This is a genomic window from Streptomyces sp. RB17 (genome assembly GCF_009604455.1).
Lineage (GTDB): Bacteria > Actinomycetota > Actinomycetes > Streptomycetales > Streptomycetaceae > Streptomyces.
Genome location: NZ_WEGL01000005.1, coordinates 714,342 through 731,777, shown reverse-complemented (window position 1 = coordinate 731,777; position 17,436 = coordinate 714,342). Strand labels below are relative to the sequence as shown.

Genomic DNA, 17,436 nt, shown 5'->3' with positions numbered 1-17,436 from the left:
CTCCTGCCGGACGCGCCCGAACGCTTTGAGCGGTGTGATGCCATGCTCTGACGTCGGATCGATGCTCGGCCTGGTGCTTTCCACGCCGGGCCGGAGAGGACTCGTGTGTCGCTCGCTCTTGAAGATCGCTTGGCCATCATCGAACTGGTCTCGTTGCACGGTCACCTCGTTGACGACGGAAGCCTTGACCAGTTGGAGGAGTTGTTCACCGCCGATGTGGTCTACGACCTCACCGACTTCGGCCAGGAGCCGCTGTCCGGGGTGGCGGCCATCCGGGAAGCGGCATGGGCGCTGGGAGCGGCCAACCCCGTCGCGCACCACGTCACCAACGTCGTCGTAACCGCATGGGCGGACGGTCGGGTGCAGGTCCGCTCCAAGGGGCTGGGTATCAAAGCGGACGGTTCCTGCGGTTCCGTCTCCTACGACGACACTGTCGTGCGCACCGCTGACGGCTGGCGGATCAGCTATCGCAGACTCTCGCCACGCCGAACTCCCCTGGGTGGGATGACAAAGCCCGGCTGACCAGGCACGTCCCCCCTGGTCCTAACCGGTGAGAACGACTTTGTGCAGGCGGGCGATACCGAGCATGGCGTGGTGGACACCGTCGCCTTTGAGGCGGCAGTCGCGCAGGATTTTCCAGCTCTTCATGCGGGCGAAGACGTGCTCGACGCGGGCTCGGACCTTGCGATGGGAGGCGTTGTGCTCCTCCTTCCAAGGGGGAAGGTCGTCATGTCCGCGCTCGCGGCGGTGCGGGATGACCAGGCCCGTTCCCCGGTATCCACCGTCGGCGATGACAACGGCCCTCCCGACAGCGGTCTTGGCTCCGGACAGTTCCCATGCCTTGCAGTCGTTCCGGTTGCCGGGCAGAGGCCGGCCGACGGCGGCGACGAGCCGAGTGTCGGCGTCGATGACGACCTGATGGTTGGTGGAGTAACGATAGTTCTTCGACTGCTCGGCGACCATGTGGTCGCAGGTGGGGACCAGAGTGCCGTCCACGATCAGCACGGTCTCCTTGCGGAACCGCTTGCGCTGCCGCAGGGCGAGTAGCGGCCCGAGATGACCGATGATCCGTGCGGCAGCCGATTTGGACACGCCGAACAGTGGGCCGAGCTGCCGCAGCGTCAGGTTCGTCCGCCAATACGCGGTGACCAGCAAGACCCGGTCATGCAGCGGCAGACTCCACGGCCGACCCTTGCAGGCCGAGTCCGCGCCTTCGCGCCGATGGGCAGTGACCAGCTTGCCGAACTGCCGCGGGCTCATCCCGGCGAACGGGGCTATCCAGGACGGCTCCGACGCCGTGATCAGACCAGGCATAGACAAGATCATGTCGTAAAGATCAGCCGTTACGGGACAGCCCTTAGTCGTGGCGGCTGATCAGTTGGTGCACTGCGTTCCCGTCCCGCGCCCGTTCACCTGGTCATTTCGGTGAGGATCCGGGTGACGGCGGTCGGATCGTCGGGAGTGATCGTGGGGCGCACACGGCGTCCCAGGTCTATCACGAGTGCGACGTTCTTCTTCGGCCGCCGCGGATCGAGGTTCCACCAGTGGATGAAATCTCCCGAGCCCCAGATTCGCCACTTCCGCACCCTGTTCGGTCCGGTTAGAGGGAGAGTTTCAACGCCACTGATCGAGGTGTAGCGGATCCGCTTCGCCCCCCATGGGTAGCAGCGGCGAATGGTGAGGCCTTGATCGTCGCAGACGATTCCGCCGTCGTCATAGGCGGCCGTGTTCGTGTTCATCTGCATCCCCTGATGTTCAACCTGTCGGCGTGCGGAGCGGCGGTTCAGGGAGTCTCGGGGGCGAGGATGAAGATTCCGGCGACCTTCTCGTCCGCGTCGAACGCGACCCGGGCCTTCATGTCGCCGGCCTCGTAGCGCAGCGGGATGTCGACGACCGTGTGGTCGCCGATGCGTCGGACGAACGGCTCGCCCTCGCCGAAGCCTTCGAACGCGCCGACGAGGCCGGTGACCGTGGCCAGGCCGTTGGCCCGGACCTCGTCGGTAAATGCCTCCAGGACCTGTGCGTTGAAGGACTGCCGGGCTTCGTCCATGCGGCCGTCGAGGACGGCGGTGGCGATCGTGATCGCGCGTTCTGCAGCGTCGGGCATGCGGACGGTCTTGTCCATGGGTTCTCCCGTTCGGGGATCGATGGGTTTGCCGAACCGCTGAAAGGCGGCCTGGCGGGTGACTCCGAGCAGGTCGCCGAGCTCCTGCCAGGTATGGCCGGCGTCCCGGGACTGCTGTACGCACAGCTTGAGCACCTGCTCGGCCAGGTCGTCGACGTGCCGGGCGCGACGGACGACATCGAGGTAGGCGGGTGACGCCAACGGGTTGCCTACCTCTTGAGCCAGGCCGGTGGCCTGCTCGGCCAGCAAGCGGCTCAGGGCGGTGAGGCTCTGGGAGGAATCGACCATGCGTAAAGAATATCTTTACACCTCAGGATGTCAAGGAATCCTTTACGGCTGCCCAGCCAGCCGATGAGCTCGCATCCGGGCTTCAAGCCGGTCGATGCGATCCACACCTCTAGACGAAGGAGACCCGATGCGAGCAAGTACGACGGGCACCAGTACGTCGGCGCCTGAGCCCGAGTTGCACGGTGCGAGTCAGGCCACGGGTGGGTCCCGGGCACGGACGGCATCGCCGTCGGTGGTGCTCTTGGGAATACGGATCCGCGCTTGATCTTTGAATGCGGTGGCACGGTAGGCGTCGGCTCTCTAGCGCGCAGCCGGCCAAGCCTTGTCCGGTATTGGGCTTCACCCACAGGCGGGCCAGCCATGCGCAGTTCGTCGTGGTCGACGACGTGAATCTGGTCTCCCGTCCGGCGGGGTTGGCCTGGGACGTGGCCGGGGCGCTGTACGTGGCCGGCACGACCGCCTACGCCACCGTGTTCGCGGTGGACCCCGGCCCGGACGACACGGTCGTCGTCTCCGGTGCGGCGGGCGGCGTCGGGTCGCTTACCGTGCAGCTCGCACGGCGGCGCGACGCCACGGTGATCGGGCTGGCGAGCGAGCGGAACCACGCCTGGTTGAAGGATCGCGGTGTTCCCCCGGTCGAGTACGGGCCAGGTGTGGCCGAGCGGATCCGTCAGGCGTCCGGCGGCAGGGTCGACGCGTTCATCGACACCTTCGGCGACGGCTACGTGGCCCTGGCAGTGGAGCTGGGCGTGCGGCCCGAGCGAATCAACACGATCCGCGACTGGCAGGCCGCGGCCGAGGTCGGCGCGCGGACCTATGGAGAAGGTGCGGCGGCGTGCGCGGTCGTACTCGGCGAGTTGGCCCGGCTTGCCGCGCGCGGCCAGCTGGAGGTGCCGATCGCCCGCACCTACCCGCTGGAACGGGTGCGGGACGCCTTCCGCGAACTGGAACAGCAACACACCCACGGCAAGATCGTGCTCCGGCCCTAGGGCTGCAGAGCGCCTGCCGAATTCGACATGGGGCCGAGCTGTAAGCAGAGCGTGTCAAGTGACGATGCTCTCCAGACGCTCTTCGATGATCTCGCTCATCTGGCCCCGCTGGTGGGGGGCTGCCGAACAAAGCGGCCACATACCAGTGGTCGTGCATGACCTCGTCCAGAGCCCTCAGGCCCTTCGCCATCGCCTCCTGCTCCTTCTCCCTGAATCGATCCACGTCGAGGGTGCCAAGAAGCTGCATCTCCGCAAGGGCATCGTCTAGTACCAATTGCCACGCACGCAGCGTCGATCGGACGTCAACGAGCCGTCCTATCTCTGCCTGAAAAACGACCGCAGCGGTTACCAGCGACCCTCCAAGCGCCCCGACCAGTCCGTACACGGCATCTGACATGCGCACCAATGTGGCATAGCCATCTGCGGGCCCGTACCTGCGGTGGCCAACTACAGAGCTCAGATTGGCCAACTGAGATGCTCAGTCACAACCTGGCGACTGAAACCGTCGGCTGAGTGGCGTGTCTGAGCAGACACCCCATGGACGGTGTCTTCATCGGCCTGCACCAGCTTCGCGATCACCGGCACCCGGTTCCCGCCGGCCGAGGCAGGCCAGCAGCGTCATCGCCCGCCGATTGCGCACCGAACTCGTGCTGCCCTGGCGCACGATCTGCTACAGCCTCTGCCCTCCTGGTCGGTCAACATCCGCACACGGACAGGCTCAGCCACCACACCCCCAGCCGGACGGAGGTCACCGCACATCCAACCGCCTCGACCAACAACCCGGCCAACCCATGCGGTCAGAGCACTACACACACCCAATCCCGCGCGGCGTGGGACATGGTGGCGAGATTCCCGGTGAGTGTGGGGCCTTTCCGGGGCACGGTGCCACGAGGCTTGGCGCGTGTCACACCCCCCGGGCAAGCCGATCGTCAGCGTTCGGCTTGGGGCTCTCCTGTGGTCCAGTCCCAGTCGGTGATCGTGGTGCGCATCAGCCGGGCGGCGGTGGACAGGTGGTTGTCGGCGGCCCAGTAGAGGGTGACCGTGCGGCGGCAGTCGGGGCTGTCGACGGGGATCCACGCGACGGGGGCGCGTGTGACGCTGCGGCGGGCGAAGGCGGGGGCGAGGCCGATGCCCAGTCCCGCGCTGATCAGGTCGGCGATGGCACTGTGTTCGTCGCTTTCACAGACGATCTTCGGGGTGAGGTCGCGGGCGGCGAAGAGTCGGTCGAGCAGCCGGCGTAGCCAGTGTCCCTCGCGGGCCGTGACGAAGGGCTGGTCGGCGAGTTCGTCGATGGTCACAGACGTGCGGCCCGCCAGCGGATGGTCGAGCGGCGTGCCCACTCCCACCGCCTCCTCGAAGAGCTGCACGGACTCCAGGCCCTCGACATGGATCGGCTGCGAGGCGACGCACAGGTCGACCTCCCGGGCGCGCAAGCGGCGCGCCATGTCCTCGGGCGGCGACCAGTGGAGCTCGATCTCAACGGCGGGATGAGCACGCTTGTAGACAGCCAGCGGACCAGTGAGCGTGAGGAAGGTTTCCGACGCCAGCCTCACGGTGCCCAGGCCCTCGCCGGTGGCCTCGGCGACAGCGCGCCGCCCCGCGTCGAGCTCGCCCAGGGCACGTTCGACGTGGTCCCGGAAGACCCTGCCGCTGTCGTTGAGCCGGAGCCGGCCGCCCCGATCGAACAGCGGCACGCCCAGTTCGCTCTCCAACCGGGCGATGGTCCGGCTCAGCGACGGCTGGGCGACGTGCAGTTCGTCGGCGGCCCGGCTGAGGTGCTCCAGCCGCGCGACCACCAGGAAGTGCCTGAGCGAGCTCAGCTCCATCATGCCTCCGGACACATAACGCCATAGCAATATTCATCTTAGACACGATAACTCCCAAGTCATAGTGTCGAGTTCGCGAGAAGCGAGGAGTTCCACCGAGAAGGAACGGATCGGGGTAGCGATGACCACGCAGCACGAAGCAGATGAGGCCAGGATCCGCCGGCTCGTCCACGAGCTCGTCGAAGGAGTCCAGGGCAAGGACCCCGACGGCCTGCGGCGGCTCTACGCAACGGACATCGTGTCCTTCGACGTCCAACCGCCGCTCCAGCACGTGGGGATCGAGGCCAAGCTCAGGAACTGGGCGCCCGTCTTCACATCCTTCGAGACGGTCACCTACGAGGTTCGCGACCTGACGCTCACCGTGGGCGACGACCTGGCATTCGGCCACGCCTTCGCTCGTCTCGGCGGCACGTTCAAGGACGGGACGGCGACCAGCGGCATGTGGGTCAGGGTCACGTACTGCCTCCGGAAGATCGACGGCACGTGGTTGATCGTGCATGACCAGGTCTCGGTGCCGCTCGACGTCCGGACCGGCACCGGAGCAGTCGACCTCGAGCCCTGACCCACCGAGCCCACCGCCCCCGCCGCGTCGACGCGGCATCACAACCGTGGAGGAAAAACATGAGTTCCGCCCCCGCGACCATCGAGATCCCGGGCTACCGATCCGGCACGTGGAAGGCCGACCCGGTGCACTCCGAGATCGCCTTCTCCGTCCGCCACCTCATGATCAACAAGTTGCGTGGCCGATTCACCGCCTACGACGTCACGATCGTCACCAGCGAGGACCTCCTGGCCTCGTCGGTCGCCGTGACCATCGACCTCGCGTCCATCGACACCGGAAATGAGCTGCGTGACAACCACCTTCGCGCCGCCGACTACCTCAAGGTCGAGAAGTACCCCACGATGAGCTACCGCTCGACCGGCATCCGCCGGACCGGCGACGGCTGGGCCATCGACGGTGAGCTGACGTTGCACGGCGTCACCCGGCAGGTGCCGCTGGCCGTCGAGGTGAACGGGTTCAGCCCGGACCAGTGGGGTGGACAGCGGGCCGGCTTCTCCGCGACCGCGGAGATCAACCGGCGCGACTTCGGCATTGACATCAGCGTCCCGCTCGACGCCGGCGGCGTCGCGGTCGGCGACAAGGTGTCGATCAGCCTCGAGATCCAGGCCGTTCTCCAGAAGTGACCCGGACGGGCAGTTGGCAAGGCCCGAGAAAGGCAACTCATGGTCACCATCGGCAGATTCCGTCGGGCCGCACCGGTCCGATCGGACGCGGCGCACCGGAAGTGGTCCTGCGAGTGGATGCTGCGCGCGGTCGTCAGCGTGCACACGGTTGCGATCTTCGGTCAGCCCGTGTTCGCCGGCGTCTATCTGAGCGGCGACTACGACGCGCTGCGCTGGCACGCGACCGGCGCCGACGTCGTCACCTCCCTCGGCGGTGTGCAGTTGATCGCGGCAGTCGTCGTCTGGGTCCGGCTGCGCCGGGCCTGGCCGTTCGTCGCCACCCTGGCGTTGGTGGCGGCGGAGACGGTGCAGTACTTCGCCGGGATGGACGGAGCGCTGTGGCTGCACCTCCCCCTGGGCGTGCTGACCATCGTCGCGCTCGCCGTGCTGTTCATCGCCGTATGGCGGCAGCCCCTTCGGCGTCCGCAGCCTGGCGGGAAAGCGGGGCGGACCGTGCAGGAGCCGCATCGACTGGAGGCCGACCATGCGTGACGAGGTGAGGGACATGCCGGCCGACGACCGGTCCGGCCGTGCTCGCGGACTGGCCAGGCGCCAGGTCTTGGGCATCGGTGGGGCGCTCGGGCTGATGGCGGCCACCGGGCTGTCGACCGCCGCTGTGCTGTCGCGCCGCCCGGCGGCGACGGGTGCCGAGTTGCGCAGCGCCATGCCGCTGCCACCTGCGTTCCAGGTGCCGCTGCCGCTGCCGTCCGTGCTGAAGCCGGCGGGCACCGGTGGAGGCGCCGACCGCTACGAGATCGTGCAGCGCGAAGCCCAGGTGGAGATCCTTCCCGGCGTCCGGACGCCGATGTGGACGTATGGGGGAACCTTCCCGGGGCCGACGATCGAGTCGCGCCGCGGCCGACCCGTCATGGTGACGCACTGCAACGAGCTGCCCGTGCCGACCGTGGTGCACTTGCACGGCGGCCGGACCCGGCCGGACTCCGACGGATACCCGACCGACCTTGTCCTGCCCGGGAGTTGGCCGACCGACGGCCACGCCATGGGCGGCATGCAGGGCGTGATGGACATGGGGGCCATGCCCGGCATGCCCGCCACGGCCGGTGATGCACGGGCGCTGACCACCCGACTGACGCGGGAGTACACCTACCCCCTGGACCAGCGTCCGACGCTGCTCTGGTACCACGACCACCGCATGGACTTCACCGCTCCCGCGATCTGGCGGGGCCTTGCTGGGCTGCACATCGTCCGCGACGATGCGGAAGAGGCGCTCGGTCTGCCTGCCGGGGACCGCGAACTGCCCCTGATGATCGCGGACCGCGCCTTCGACGCCGACGGCTCACTCGCCTATCCCGCCCTGGACCCCACGCTCCGGGAGAGGCCGGGTGTCCGGGAACCGTACCTGGCCGGGGTCCTCGGCGACGTCATCCTCGTCAACGGTGCTCCCTGGCCGGTCCACGAGGTCGGCGCGGCCCGCTACCGGCTGCGCATCCTCAATGCTTCCAACGCCCGCCACTACGCCCTGGAAGCGATCGGGGAGGACGGGCGCCGGCTCGATCTCGTCCAAGTCGGCGCTGACCAAGGCCTATTGGCGACGCCGGTCACGCACCGGAGACTGCCGATCGCGCCGGCCGAACGCTACGACGTGGTCATCGACTTCGGCGCGGTGCCGGTGGGCGGTCGCGTCAGGATCGTCAACCGGCTGGGCTCCGGACGCAGCCGCGATGTGATGGCCTTTCAGGTCGTTCGCAGGGCGACCGACGACAGCCGTGTCCCCCGTGTCCTGTCCGAGGACCTGCCGGTGTGGCGCCGTCAGGACGCCACCCGGGTCCGCGAGTTCGCCTTCCGCGCGGGCCGCAAGGACGGCCGCCATGTCTGGCTGATCGGCGGACGTCCCTTCGACCCCTCCCGCACGGACGTCACCACAGGCTTCGGGGACATCGAGGTCTGGCGACTGGTCGCCGATGTCCACCACCCCGTCCACCTGCACCTCGTCGGATTCCGCATCCTCTCGCGCGGCGGCCGGGCCCCGCTTCCGCACGACGCGGGCCTCAAGGACACCGTCTCCCTGCGGCCGGGCGAGTCGGCGGAGATCATCACCCGATTCGACGGCTACCGCGGCCGTTACCTCTTCCACTGCCACAACGCCGAACACGAGGACATGGGAATGATGGCCAACCTCGAAATCACCTGACACCCGCCGTATCACGGAACGGCCGTCTACCAAGCCTTGCCGATCTCTCGAAGGAGCAGGCCATGACCACCGACGACTCCCAAATCAGGACGCTTCTGGAGCGTCGCACCGACGCCCAGCGGTCGAAGGACATCGACCGGCTCATGGAGCACTATGCTCCCGACATCGTCTACTACGACGCCGTCGCCCCGCTTCGGTTCACGGGAACCGAAGAAGTCTGCCGCAATTTCGTGCGCTGGTTCGACGGCTACGAGGGCCCCATCAGCCTGGAAACGCATGAGCTGACCATCGTGGCAGATGGGGACGCGGCGTTCGCCAACATGCTTCACCTGGATTCGGGAGAGCGCAGGGGCGGGCTCCAAGCCTCGATATGGGTGCGCGAGACGGTCTGCCTGCGACGGTCGAACGGCAAGTGGTTGATCACCCACGAGCATGTCTCGATTCCCATCGACCCGACAAACCTTCAAGCCTGGCTGGCGACGGACAAGGACCAGCATGCCTGATCCCGGCCTCGACGGCGTCCTCCACGAGTACCCGCAGCACGGCCCGGGGCAGGCCTCTTCGCCGGCCACTCGCCGTCGCCGGACTGACGATCAGTCATGCGCGACCGAGGTCAGCGTAGAAACCCGCCGCCCAGGTCATCGTCACCGGCTACAAGGCCACCCGCGCCCGCAAGCTCACCCCGGGCCAGAAGCAGGCCAACAGCGTCCCGGCCGCCGGACGCGCTCCCGTCGACCACGGCTTCGCCCACCTGAAAAAGAGCAGCGAGCACGGGGCCGTCGCCGAGGGGCGCGGCTCCCCGGCCAGGTTCTTCGTCCTCGGCTCCCCCGCCATCAGCTCCACTTCCAGCGGCCGACTGTTGACCGCGCCAACTGGTGACGAACTTCGTATGCAGTCGGGCCGCAGCGACTCAACGCGCTTCGGTCCGACTGCGCGCCGATGCCTCCTGCCGGGGCAACAGTCGGCCCGATGAACGTCGCGCCCTGGACAGTGGCGGGGCCTGCGGTCGACCGCAGACAACTCGCCCGCCGAACCCGGAGTGCTTCCACCCGATGCGGCGAGGGCGTGGTGGCTCGGCCGGCATGTCCAGGTGTGCCACTGGGCGAGCCGTACGCCTTCACGGCCCGGCACCTCGATGGACTCGCGCACGGCGCTGCACGAGTCCTCCGAGCGGACCGGTGCCTCGCCGAGCAGTACCACGCCGGCTCCCCAACCACGGCACTCCGCGGCATCCTTGGGGCCCGTCACTCCTGATTCCGCGACCGGACCGTGCCTTCGGGGATGCCCATCACGAGGTCGGCGAGCACGGTGCGATCCACGTCCAGCGTTGTCGGATCCCTCGCAGCTGCGTGCCCCTTCGCGCTCCGTCGGCAGGGACTGAGCGCCCAGCAGTCAGAAGCAGAGCGCTGTCAGGCGCTGGAGCGGGTGACCAGACGGGTGGGCAGGATCAGCGGGGTGGGGTCCTGCCCGTTGATGAGCGCGACGAGCATGCGCGCCATCTCCCGCCCCAAAGCCGTTATGGGCTGATGGACGGTGGTGAGCGGCGGATCGGCGATCCGGGCGACGGTCAGGTCGTCGAAGCCGACGACAGCGACGTCGGCGGGGACCGCCCGGCCGGCCTCACGCAAGGCGCGCAGCGCACCCGCCCCCATGTTGTCGTTGGCGGCGAACACCCCGGTCACCTCAGGGTGGTTCGCCAGCAGTGCGGCCATGGCGGCGGCTCCGCCGGGCTCGGTGAAGTCGCCTTCCCGCGGCGGGTACGGGGTCAGGCCGGCTGCCAGCATCGCGTCCTGGTAGCCGCGGTACCGGGCGCGCCCGACCTCGGTGTCCAGCCGCCCGCAGATCGTGGCCACATGGGTCCGGCCACGCGAGAGCAGGTACTCGGTGGCCTCGCGCGCTCCGCCGGCGTTGTCGACGTCCACGTACCACCGGGGAGCCGCACCGACCGGGCGTCCGCCGAACACGACGGGCATCTCCGCCTCCTCGGCCGTACGGACCAGCGGATCGCTCTCACGCAGCGCCATCAGCATGACGCCGTCGGCGCCCTTCGAGCGAAGGAGCTCCTCCACCCGCTTGCGACCCCGGTCGGAGGCGGCCAGACACAGCATCAGATGCAGGTCGGCCTCCTCCAGGGCGGCCGACGCCCCCACGATCACCTGGGCGAAGAAGGGGTCCGCGAAAATCGACGGATCCTCTCCCGCGACGACCAGGGCGGCCGCTCCCGTCTGGCGGGTGGCCAGCGCGCGTGCGGTCGGATTGCGCACGTAACCGAGCTGCTGGACGGCCCGTTCGACCGCCTCGCGTTTGGCGCGGCTGACGTGCGGGGCGTTGTTGAGGACGCGGGAGGCCACCGAACGGGAGACGCCGGCGCGTTCGGCAACCTCGTCGAGCGTCGACTGCCGACGTGGCACATCCTCTGCCATGAACTGTGAGCCTTTCCCTCCCGGCCTCGCCGAAGGCGTCTCGTCCGGCCCCGATCCGGTTCGGCTGGAAGCGCTTCCGGTTTTCAGGGACTGTAGAGCCTTGTTTCCGCCCTGTGAAGTGCGGGGTGCGCAGCAGCTCTTGACAGGTTCATCAGGGCGCCACAGGATACCGGCCACACCCCAAGGATTCTCAGCACCGTTGGGAGCGCTTCCAATTGGGAGCGCTCCCACCTCGCACGTCGTACCACCCCACTTCCTCAGTGCGTCGCACGCTCGGGACGAGAGCGCGCGACGCATCCCCACCAGGAAACCGAGGTACTGTCATGCGCCGCAGACTCCGCGCCCTCGTGGCAGCGTTCTTCGCTCTGCCGCTGGCGCTCGCCGTCGCACCGTCCGCCCACGCCGCCGACCCGACCGGCATGACCAGCGGGTTCTACGTGGACCCCGACTCCAGCGCGAAGCGGTGGGTGGCCGCCAACCCCGGAGACGGCCGGGCGACCGCGATCAACTCCTTCATCGCCAACACCCCGATGGCCCACTGGTTCGGCTCCTGGAGCGGCACCATCGGCACCGCCACAGGTGCCTACGTCGGCGCGGCGGACGGCCAGGACAAGCTGCCCATCCTCGTCGCGTACGACATCTACAACCGCGACTACTGCGGCGGACACTCCGCCGGCGGAGCCGCATCGCCGTCCGCTTACGCGAGCTGGATCGCCCAGTTCGCCGGCGGTATCGCCAACCGCCCGGCCATCGTCCTGCTCGAACCGGACTCCCTCGCGGACTACGGCTGCATGACCCAGGCTCAGATCGACGAACGCAAGAGCATGATCACCGGCGCCCTCACGCAGTTCAACCGTCAGGCGCCCAACACCTGGGTCTACCTCGACGCCGGCAACCCGGGCTGGGCGAGCCCGGCGACCATGGCCCAGCGCCTCCACGAAGCCGGCCTGCGACAGGCCCACGGCTTCTCGCTCAACATCTCGAACTACTACACCACGGCCGAGAACATCGCCTACGGCAACGCCGTCAACAGCGAACTCAACGCCCGCTACGGCTACACCAAGCCGTTCGTCGTGGACACCAGCCGCAATGGCAACGGCTCCAACGGCCAGTGGTGCAACCCCTCGGGCCGCCGCACCGGCACCCCGACCCAGACGGGCGGAGGCGCCGAGATGCTCCTGTGGATCAAGACCCCGGGCGAGTCCGACGGCAACTGCGGCGTAGGAACGGGCTCCTCGGCCGGACAGTTCCTCCCCGAGGTCGCCTACAAGATGATCTACGGCTACTGAACCCGGGTCCCCGTGGCCCGGTACGCCCCTGCCCCGCCACCGGGCCACGAGCACCACCCGCCGCAGCCCCGCCCGGTCCACAGCTCACCGCCTTCCGCACAGGCGGCCGGCGGACCGCCCTGGGGCAGACACCCCCTCACCCATCCACCGTCCAGGAGCAGTCATGAATCCACGCAGCCTCCGGCGCCGCGCGGCCGCCGTCATCGCGGCGCTCACCGTCTGCGGCGCCCTCACCGCGACACAAGCCCAGGCCACGCCCACGCCCGCGCAGGACGTGGTCACCCCCGCCACGAAGTTCTATGTGGACCCGCACAGCAAGGCGGCGAAGCAGGCCCTCGTCGACTTCAGGAACGGCGACATCGAGGACGCCACGAACATGGCCAGACTCGCAAGCTGGCCGCAGGCCGAATGGTTCACCGAGGGCACGCCCGACGAGGTGCACGTCAAGGTGAACAACCTCGTCCGCCGGGCCCGGGCCGTCGACCGGACCCCCGTCCTGGTCGCCTACGACATACCGGGCCGGGACTGCTCCCAGTACTCCAGCGGCGGAGCCGCATCCTCCGCCGCCTACCGCCAGTGGATCGACGCCTTCGCCGCCGGCATCGGCGACGACAAAGCGGTGGTCGTCGTCGAACCCGACGGCCTGGCCAACCTTCCCAGCGACTGCGGGCCCACCACCGACCCGACCGGCGAACTCACCGCCGCCCGCATCGCCGACCTCGAATACGCCGTCAAGACCCTGAAGGCCCAGCCCCGCACCGCGGTCTACCTGGATGCCGGCAACGTACAGTGGCGGGCCGTCGGCGACATCGCACAGCGACTGCAGGACGCCGGGGTCCAGTACGGCGACGGCTTCACCCTGAACGTCTCCAACAACCACCCCACCGACCACAACGCCAGATACGGCACATGGATCGCCAAGTGCCTCTGGTTCGCCACCAAAGGCCCCGAGCAGGCACGCGGCCACACCGACTGGTGCGCCAGCCAGTACTACTCGTCCGCCGCCCCCAACGACGGCGCCCCCGGCGACGCCGTCTCCCCCACGGACCCCGCCACCTGGCGGTGGACCGACGCCTGGTTCGACCAGAACGTGGGCACCCCGCCGGCCGACGAGCTGCGTCACTTCGTGATCGACACCAGCCGCGACGGCCGGGGCGCCTGGACCCCGGCGCCGGGCAAGTACAGCGGGGACCCGGAGAGCTGGTGCAACGCGCCCGGGCGCGGTCTCGGCCCACGCCCCACCACCGACACCGGCGTCCCGCTCGTCGACGCCTACCTGTGGATCAAGACCCCCGGTGAGTCCGACGGCAGCTGCACGCGCAACACCGGCGGCACGATCGACCCCGAGTACGGCATCGTCGACCCACCCGCCGGCGCCTGGTGGCCCGACCAGGCCCACGCACTGGCCCGGAACGCGGTACCGCGCCTGACGTTCAACCGGTCAACTTGACCCGGCCCTGAAGGGACCGGGTTTGGAGGTAGCGTCCAACTGGCTGCTGGGTGGGCTCCTCCGTCCAGACACCCCGTTATGGGGTGGCAGGGACGCGTGACTCACGCCCCGCGGTCCACACGTTCTCGCCCCTGCGGGCGAGGACGTGGGAAGCGTTCCGGTCGGCGTGCGCAACGACGCCGCACGACCGGCATACGAAGGTGGCTTGGGAGGTCCGGTTGAGCCGGTCCACGTGGCCGCAGTGCGCGCACTCCCGTGAGGAGTAGGCGGGATCGACGTACACCACGGGCACACCGGCCCGGCGTGCCTTGTAGACGATGAACTCCCCAAGCTGGGCGAAGGCCCAGGAGTGGAGTGCGACCCGTTGGGGCTTGCGGAGCCGTACCCTCTGCCGGATTCCCTTGAGTTCTTCCAGACAGAGTCCGGCAAAGGTGCGTTCAGCCTCGGTCACGATCGTCTTGGCGATGATGTGGTTGGTGTTCTTCACGTGCCGCTGCTCGCGGCGGGAGCGCTCCTTGAGCCTGCGCTTGGCGCTCTTGGTGCGCTTCTTCTGGAGCTTGGCCCGCAGGGCGAGCTGACGCTTGCGGTACCGGTTCAGCTGCCGTCCGGCGGCCTGGTAGCCGGTGGACGTGGTGGCGATGTTCACGATCCCGAGATCCACGCCGATGAAGTGGTCAGGCTCGTACTGCTCAGCCTCGGGAATCTCGCACGTGGCGATCAGGTAGAAGGCGCCGTCACGCTCGATCAGGTCGGACTCGCCCTTGCGGTATTCCCGGAGCGTCTTGAGGGCGTGAGTGGAGCAGGCGAAGCGGACGTTTTTGATCCGGCCTGCGGTCGTCCAGATGGACACCGTCTGTGCGTCCATCTGCCACGACAGGCACCGGTCGTCATATGGCTGCGCCGATTCGGGCCGGAACATGATCGGCTTGGACTCTGCCCTGAGCCGGCGCTTCGAACCCGACTTCCCCAGATTCCCAGCACGGATGTTCGCGTGCAGCGTGGTGTACGCGTCGCGCACCTTCTTGATCACGTGCTGCGCCGCCTGCGCCCCCAGCCCCTGTTCCTTGAGATGAGCGTAGGTGTGCTTGCGCAGCTCGTACTCACGCGGCACATCGTTGGCGAACGCCACCTCGGAGACCCAGCACGCCAGGTCGTTGACCGTGCGCACAGTCGCCGACAGCGCGGCGGCCTGGTCGGCCTCCGGCATCAGCTTCACCGGCACGACGATCTTCACGGGTGTGATCATATCGTTGATCTGTGTCACCTCGATGAAAAGCCCAAACCCCAATATCCGTAGGGGTCGTACGGTCGTCTACACCCTCCATGCTCACTTGGTCTTCACGCCCAAGTACCGGCCAAGTACCGGCGCGGACCGTTCACCGACGAGCTCCTTCGACGCTGCGAAGAGATCATGCGCGCCGTGTGCGCCAACTTCGAAACCGAGCCGGTGGAGTTCAACGGCGAGCACGATCACGTCCACCTACTGGTGCACCACCCGCCGAAGGTCACCACCTCCAGACTCATCGGCAGCCTCAACGGCGTCTCGGCTCGACGCCTGCGGCAGGAGTTCCCCGGCCACATCGCAAATGCCTGTGGGGCGATCACTTCGTCAACAGTGCAGACCCGTGCGCCTGTGCAGGTCGCCCCTATCTTGAGAAGCGATTGCTCCCGGCCGTGAACGGTCGGGGTTCGTCGCTAGATCATGCTGAACCGGTCGGACACCTCCGTACGCGTCCGGCCACCGAGCCGTTTCATCTCGTTGTCGCCGGTGACCGGGCTGGAGCCCGGGCGACGGTGTCATGGTGGTAGCGATGAACACGCCCGACCATGAGACGTCCAGGGCATGCGGTGCGTGCGTCCTCGTGTGAGCGGCGAACGGCGCCTCCTCACGGTGCTGAGCGGTGAAGGTCCAGAGCAGGTTGGTGCTGCCGTTGCACGACCACCTATTGGTGACCGAGCCGGAGGCGACGCTGCCCCCGCCGTCGAGGACCAGGCCGGTGGCGCGGCCGGCGACCGAGTAGCGGCCGTCGCCCCGGTGGGTGATGGTCCACTGCTGGTTCGTGCCACCGTTCCACGCGGCCTGCCGGGCTGGGGCGCCGTCGGCCGTGGCGCCCCAGCCGTCGGCGGCCGCTCGCTCCCCACCCTCCCCCTGGTGAATGTTGCTGAGCGCGTCAACGAGTCGGTAGGTCCTGCCCTTGCTCGGGATGCGTCGCGGTCGTGAGCATCGGCGGTTCTCCAAGATCCTTGAACGAGGCCAGGCCGGTCTCGATGAGCTTGGCTGCACGGCGGACGTCGGCGGTCACCGCCTCATGCACCTGCTCAGGTGTGCGGACGCCGTCCAGGTGCTTCCCCAGGCTCCGGAACTGGATGGGCCACAGCCCGAGCAGAGCCGTTGCCGCGATCTGCGGCTCCGGGTCCTCCGGGCTCATTCCGGTGCGATGGGCCAGCGCCTCGGCTGCAGCGCCGACGAGCCGGTCGGTCATGTCGCGGTGATAGGCCCGCAGCGAGGGCGTGGACCGGATCAGCTCGCGGAATCGCCGGATCGTGGCGGCAGCTTGGACAGGGTCGTCTTGCGCAGCGATCCACGACGTCATGCCATGCAGTTCGTCGGACAGGATCCGCAACACTGCGTCGACCGGGCAGCGGCCAGGGGCGGCCAGGCCGGCGCGCAGGGCGGTCATCGTCGTCTCGCCGAGGTCCAGGATCAGCGATTCCTTGGTGGGGAAGTAGTTGAAGACCGTCTTCTCCGAGACCCCGCACGCGTGGGCGATCTCTGACACGCGGACGCCGTCGAAGCCGCGCTCCAAGAACATCTCGGTGGCCGTGTCCGACAGGCGTTGCCGCATCAGGCGCTTCTTGCGTTCCCGCAGTCCCTCGGTCTCCGGCTCCCCGACCTGCCTGCGCCATCCCGTCCAGTCCACCGTGCTCACGAAGGCAGCGTACCTCCAGGGACACGATTAGTACTGCTGCTGTAGATTTACAGTCACTGTAATTTGGTGCCTGAGACTTCACTACAGCGTTGGGAGCTCCCATGAGCGTCATCCACATCGTCTGCGACTACCCGCACTCCCCCACGAACGTTTGGCGCGCTGTAACCGACCCGGCGCTCATCCCCCTATGGACCGCAACGGGTGCCGGCGCACGCCCGGAAGGGTTTGCCACCACTGTCGGCACCGAGTTCCAGTTCATCGCGAAGCCGAAGCCCGGATGGAGCGGCATCGTCGACTGCGTCGTGCTGGAGGTGGACGAACCCCGACTGCTCCGCTACTCGTGGACCGACCACGGCGGCGGAGAGACCACCGAGGTCGCCTACCGGATCGAGCCCCATGCCGCAGGAACTCGCTTCACCTACCATCACACGGGCTTCACAGGAACCGGCGGGTTCTTCATGGCCCAGATCCTGGGCCATGTCCGGCGCAAGATGCTACGCGTCGGTTTGCCCGCGGTACTCAACGATCTCGACGAGGCCGGCAGGCTCGGCCCCGGCAGCAGCCTCAAGCGCAAGATCTGACGACTGCCGACTACGGGGCGCACAACTGGCGAGGCACCTGCTGGGGCGTCGCAGGCCAATTGGTCAGCGGGAAGGCTACGCCAGACACCCATCTCACCCATCTCCCTCCTACGACATCCAGCTGTACACAGGCTGCGCCGACTTCTCGTGATGCCGGAT

17 protein-coding genes and 3 pseudogenes are annotated in these 17,436 nt (G+C 68.1%); 11 read left to right on the top strand and 9 right to left on the bottom strand.

All coding sequences use genetic code 11. From position 1 onward, the window contains the following. Nucleotides 1-105 precede the first annotated feature (105 nt). Nucleotides 106-522 (top strand): nuclear transport factor 2 family protein, encoded by a 417-nt coding sequence (locus SRB17_RS25090; protein WP_323376198.1) that lies wholly within the window; start codon nucleotides 106-108, stop codon nucleotides 520-522. 21 nt (nucleotides 523-543) lie between these two features. Here the strand turns inward: SRB17_RS25090 and SRB17_RS25085 are convergent, their stop codons facing one another. The 3 genes from SRB17_RS25085 to SRB17_RS25075 form a co-directional block, all read right to left on the bottom strand. After that, complete coding sequence (locus tag SRB17_RS25085) at nucleotides 544-1,314, bottom strand: transposase (RefSeq protein ID WP_153542308.1); 771 nt, start codon at nucleotides 1,312-1,314, stop codon at nucleotides 544-546. Between the two features lie 95 nt (nucleotides 1,315-1,409). Continuing rightward, nucleotides 1,410-1,745, bottom strand: a complete 336-nt coding sequence (locus SRB17_RS25080) for a hypothetical protein (RefSeq protein WP_228396238.1) — start codon at nucleotides 1,743-1,745, stop codon at nucleotides 1,410-1,412. Between the two features lie 38 nt (nucleotides 1,746-1,783). Further along, nucleotides 1,784-2,413, bottom strand: coding sequence for a DUF3887 domain-containing protein (locus tag SRB17_RS25075; protein WP_153542307.1), 630 nt, complete (start codon nucleotides 2,411-2,413; stop codon nucleotides 1,784-1,786). A gap of 374 nt (nucleotides 2,414-2,787) precedes the next feature. Here SRB17_RS25075 and SRB17_RS25070 point away from each other — a divergent pair, with 374 nt between their 5' ends. Beyond that, a complete protein-coding gene (locus tag SRB17_RS25070) occupies nucleotides 2,788-3,402 on the top strand; it encodes a zinc-binding dehydrogenase (protein ID WP_323376197.1) in 615 nt (204 codons plus the stop codon). Between the two features lie 531 nt (nucleotides 3,403-3,933). Here SRB17_RS25070 and SRB17_RS46600 read toward each other — a convergent pair. Together SRB17_RS46600 and SRB17_RS25060 are read right to left on the bottom strand one after the other, a co-directional pair. After that, nucleotides 3,934-4,128: pseudogene (locus SRB17_RS46600) on the bottom strand (IS630 family transposase); the annotation flags it as partial. Nucleotides 4,129-4,331: 203 nt separating this feature from the next. Next, nucleotides 4,332-5,231 (bottom strand): LysR family transcriptional regulator, encoded by a 900-nt coding sequence (locus tag SRB17_RS25060; RefSeq protein ID WP_228396236.1) that lies wholly within the window; start codon nucleotides 5,229-5,231, stop codon nucleotides 4,332-4,334. A 118-nt stretch (nucleotides 5,232-5,349) separates the two neighbouring features. Here SRB17_RS25060 and SRB17_RS25055 point away from each other — a divergent pair, with 118 nt between their 5' ends. From SRB17_RS25055 to SRB17_RS25035, 5 genes are all read left to right on the top strand, one after another. After that, a complete protein-coding gene (locus tag SRB17_RS25055; protein ID WP_153542306.1) occupies nucleotides 5,350-5,790 on the top strand; it encodes a YybH family protein in 441 nt (146 codons plus the stop codon). A gap of 59 nt (nucleotides 5,791-5,849) precedes the next feature. Next, nucleotides 5,850-6,413, top strand: a complete 564-nt coding sequence (locus tag SRB17_RS25050; protein WP_153542305.1) for a YceI family protein — start codon at nucleotides 5,850-5,852, stop codon at nucleotides 6,411-6,413. A 39-nt stretch (nucleotides 6,414-6,452) separates the two neighbouring features. After that, nucleotides 6,453-6,944, top strand: coding sequence for a hypothetical protein (locus SRB17_RS25045; protein WP_228396235.1), 492 nt, complete (start codon nucleotides 6,453-6,455; stop codon nucleotides 6,942-6,944). Further along, nucleotides 6,937-8,604 carry a multicopper oxidase family protein gene (locus SRB17_RS25040; RefSeq protein WP_228396234.1) on the top strand — a complete coding sequence of 556 codons (1,668 nt, stop codon included), beginning with the start codon at nucleotides 6,937-6,939 and terminating at the stop codon, nucleotides 8,602-8,604. Before SRB17_RS25045 ends, SRB17_RS25040 begins: the two co-directional genes overlap by 8 nt. A gap of 62 nt (nucleotides 8,605-8,666) precedes the next feature. Next, nucleotides 8,667-9,107 carry a YybH family protein gene (locus tag SRB17_RS25035; RefSeq protein WP_153542304.1) on the top strand — a complete coding sequence of 147 codons (441 nt, stop codon included), beginning with the start codon at nucleotides 8,667-8,669 and terminating at the stop codon, nucleotides 9,105-9,107. A gap of 906 nt (nucleotides 9,108-10,013) precedes the next feature. Here SRB17_RS25035 and SRB17_RS25030 read toward each other — a convergent pair. Beyond that, nucleotides 10,014-11,027: a LacI family DNA-binding transcriptional regulator gene (locus SRB17_RS25030; RefSeq protein ID WP_153542303.1), complete on the bottom strand. Its 1,014-nt coding sequence runs from the start codon at nucleotides 11,025-11,027 to the stop codon at nucleotides 10,014-10,016. A 323-nt stretch (nucleotides 11,028-11,350) separates the two neighbouring features. Here SRB17_RS25030 and SRB17_RS25025 point away from each other — a divergent pair, with 323 nt between their 5' ends. Together SRB17_RS25025 and SRB17_RS25020 are read left to right on the top strand one after the other, a co-directional pair. Further along, nucleotides 11,351-12,316 carry a glycoside hydrolase family 6 protein gene (locus tag SRB17_RS25025; RefSeq protein ID WP_153542301.1) on the top strand — a complete coding sequence of 322 codons (966 nt, stop codon included), beginning with the start codon at nucleotides 11,351-11,353 and terminating at the stop codon, nucleotides 12,314-12,316. A 163-nt stretch (nucleotides 12,317-12,479) separates the two neighbouring features. Further along, a complete protein-coding gene (locus tag SRB17_RS25020; RefSeq protein WP_153542299.1) occupies nucleotides 12,480-13,766 on the top strand; it encodes a glycoside hydrolase family 6 protein in 1,287 nt (428 codons plus the stop codon). A gap of 76 nt (nucleotides 13,767-13,842) precedes the next feature. On the opposite strand, the gene SRB17_RS25015 is transcribed toward SRB17_RS25020, so the two are convergent. Further along, entirely contained in the window at nucleotides 13,843-15,012 is a 1,170-nt protein-coding gene (locus tag SRB17_RS25015) for an RNA-guided endonuclease InsQ/TnpB family protein (protein WP_153542297.1), read from the bottom strand. A gap of 22 nt (nucleotides 15,013-15,034) precedes the next feature. On the opposite strand from SRB17_RS25015, the pseudogene tnpA reads away from it, so the two are divergent. After that, nucleotides 15,035-15,348, top strand: a pseudogene (gene tnpA / locus SRB17_RS25010) (IS200/IS605 family transposase); the annotation flags it as partial. 315 nt (nucleotides 15,349-15,663) lie between these two features. On the opposite strand, the pseudogene SRB17_RS25005 reads toward tnpA, so the two are convergent. Together SRB17_RS25005 and SRB17_RS25000 are read right to left on the bottom strand one after the other, a co-directional pair. Beyond that, nucleotides 15,664-15,951, bottom strand: a pseudogene (locus tag SRB17_RS25005) (RICIN domain-containing protein); the annotation flags it as partial. Further along, nucleotides 15,938-16,696 carry a TetR family transcriptional regulator gene (locus SRB17_RS25000; RefSeq protein ID WP_323376196.1) on the bottom strand — a complete coding sequence of 253 codons (759 nt, stop codon included), beginning with the start codon at nucleotides 16,694-16,696 and terminating at the stop codon, nucleotides 15,938-15,940. The pseudogene SRB17_RS25005 and the gene SRB17_RS25000, both read right to left, overlap by 14 nt. Before the next feature lie 101 nt (nucleotides 16,697-16,797). Between SRB17_RS25000 and SRB17_RS24995 the strand changes: the two genes are divergently transcribed. After that, nucleotides 16,798-17,277 carry an SRPBCC family protein gene (locus SRB17_RS24995; RefSeq protein WP_153542295.1) on the top strand — a complete coding sequence of 160 codons (480 nt, stop codon included), beginning with the start codon at nucleotides 16,798-16,800 and terminating at the stop codon, nucleotides 17,275-17,277. Nucleotides 17,278-17,436 lie beyond the last annotated feature (159 nt).

Coding starts and splice junctions, on each gene's coding strand:
- SRB17_RS25085 (WP_153542308.1), bottom strand. CDS start 1,314: ATGCCTGGTCTGATCACGGCGTCGGAGCCGTCCTGGATAGCCCCGTTC.
- SRB17_RS25080 (WP_228396238.1), bottom strand. CDS start 1,745: ATGCAGATGAACACGAACACGGCCGCCTATGACGACGGCGGAATCGTC.
- SRB17_RS25075 (WP_153542307.1), bottom strand. CDS start 2,413: ATGGTCGATTCCTCCCAGAGCCTCACCGCCCTGAGCCGCTTGCTGGCC.
- SRB17_RS25060 (WP_228396236.1), bottom strand. CDS start 5,231: ATGATGGAGCTGAGCTCGCTCAGGCACTTCCTGGTGGTCGCGCGGCTG.
- SRB17_RS25055 (WP_153542306.1), top strand. CDS start 5,350: ATGACCACGCAGCACGAAGCAGATGAGGCCAGGATCCGCCGGCTCGTC.
- SRB17_RS25050 (WP_153542305.1), top strand. CDS start 5,850: ATGAGTTCCGCCCCCGCGACCATCGAGATCCCGGGCTACCGATCCGGC.
- SRB17_RS25045 (WP_228396235.1), top strand. CDS start 6,453: ATGGTCACCATCGGCAGATTCCGTCGGGCCGCACCGGTCCGATCGGAC.
- SRB17_RS25040 (WP_228396234.1), top strand. CDS start 6,937: ATGCGTGACGAGGTGAGGGACATGCCGGCCGACGACCGGTCCGGCCGT.
- SRB17_RS25035 (WP_153542304.1), top strand. CDS start 8,667: ATGACCACCGACGACTCCCAAATCAGGACGCTTCTGGAGCGTCGCACC.
- SRB17_RS25030 (WP_153542303.1), bottom strand. CDS start 11,027: ATGGCAGAGGATGTGCCACGTCGGCAGTCGACGCTCGACGAGGTTGCC.
- SRB17_RS25025 (WP_153542301.1), top strand. CDS start 11,351: ATGCGCCGCAGACTCCGCGCCCTCGTGGCAGCGTTCTTCGCTCTGCCG.
- SRB17_RS25020 (WP_153542299.1), top strand. CDS start 12,480: ATGAATCCACGCAGCCTCCGGCGCCGCGCGGCCGCCGTCATCGCGGCG.
- SRB17_RS25015 (WP_153542297.1), bottom strand. CDS start 15,012: ATGATCACACCCGTGAAGATCGTCGTGCCGGTGAAGCTGATGCCGGAG.
- SRB17_RS24995 (WP_153542295.1), top strand. CDS start 16,798: ATGAGCGTCATCCACATCGTCTGCGACTACCCGCACTCCCCCACGAAC.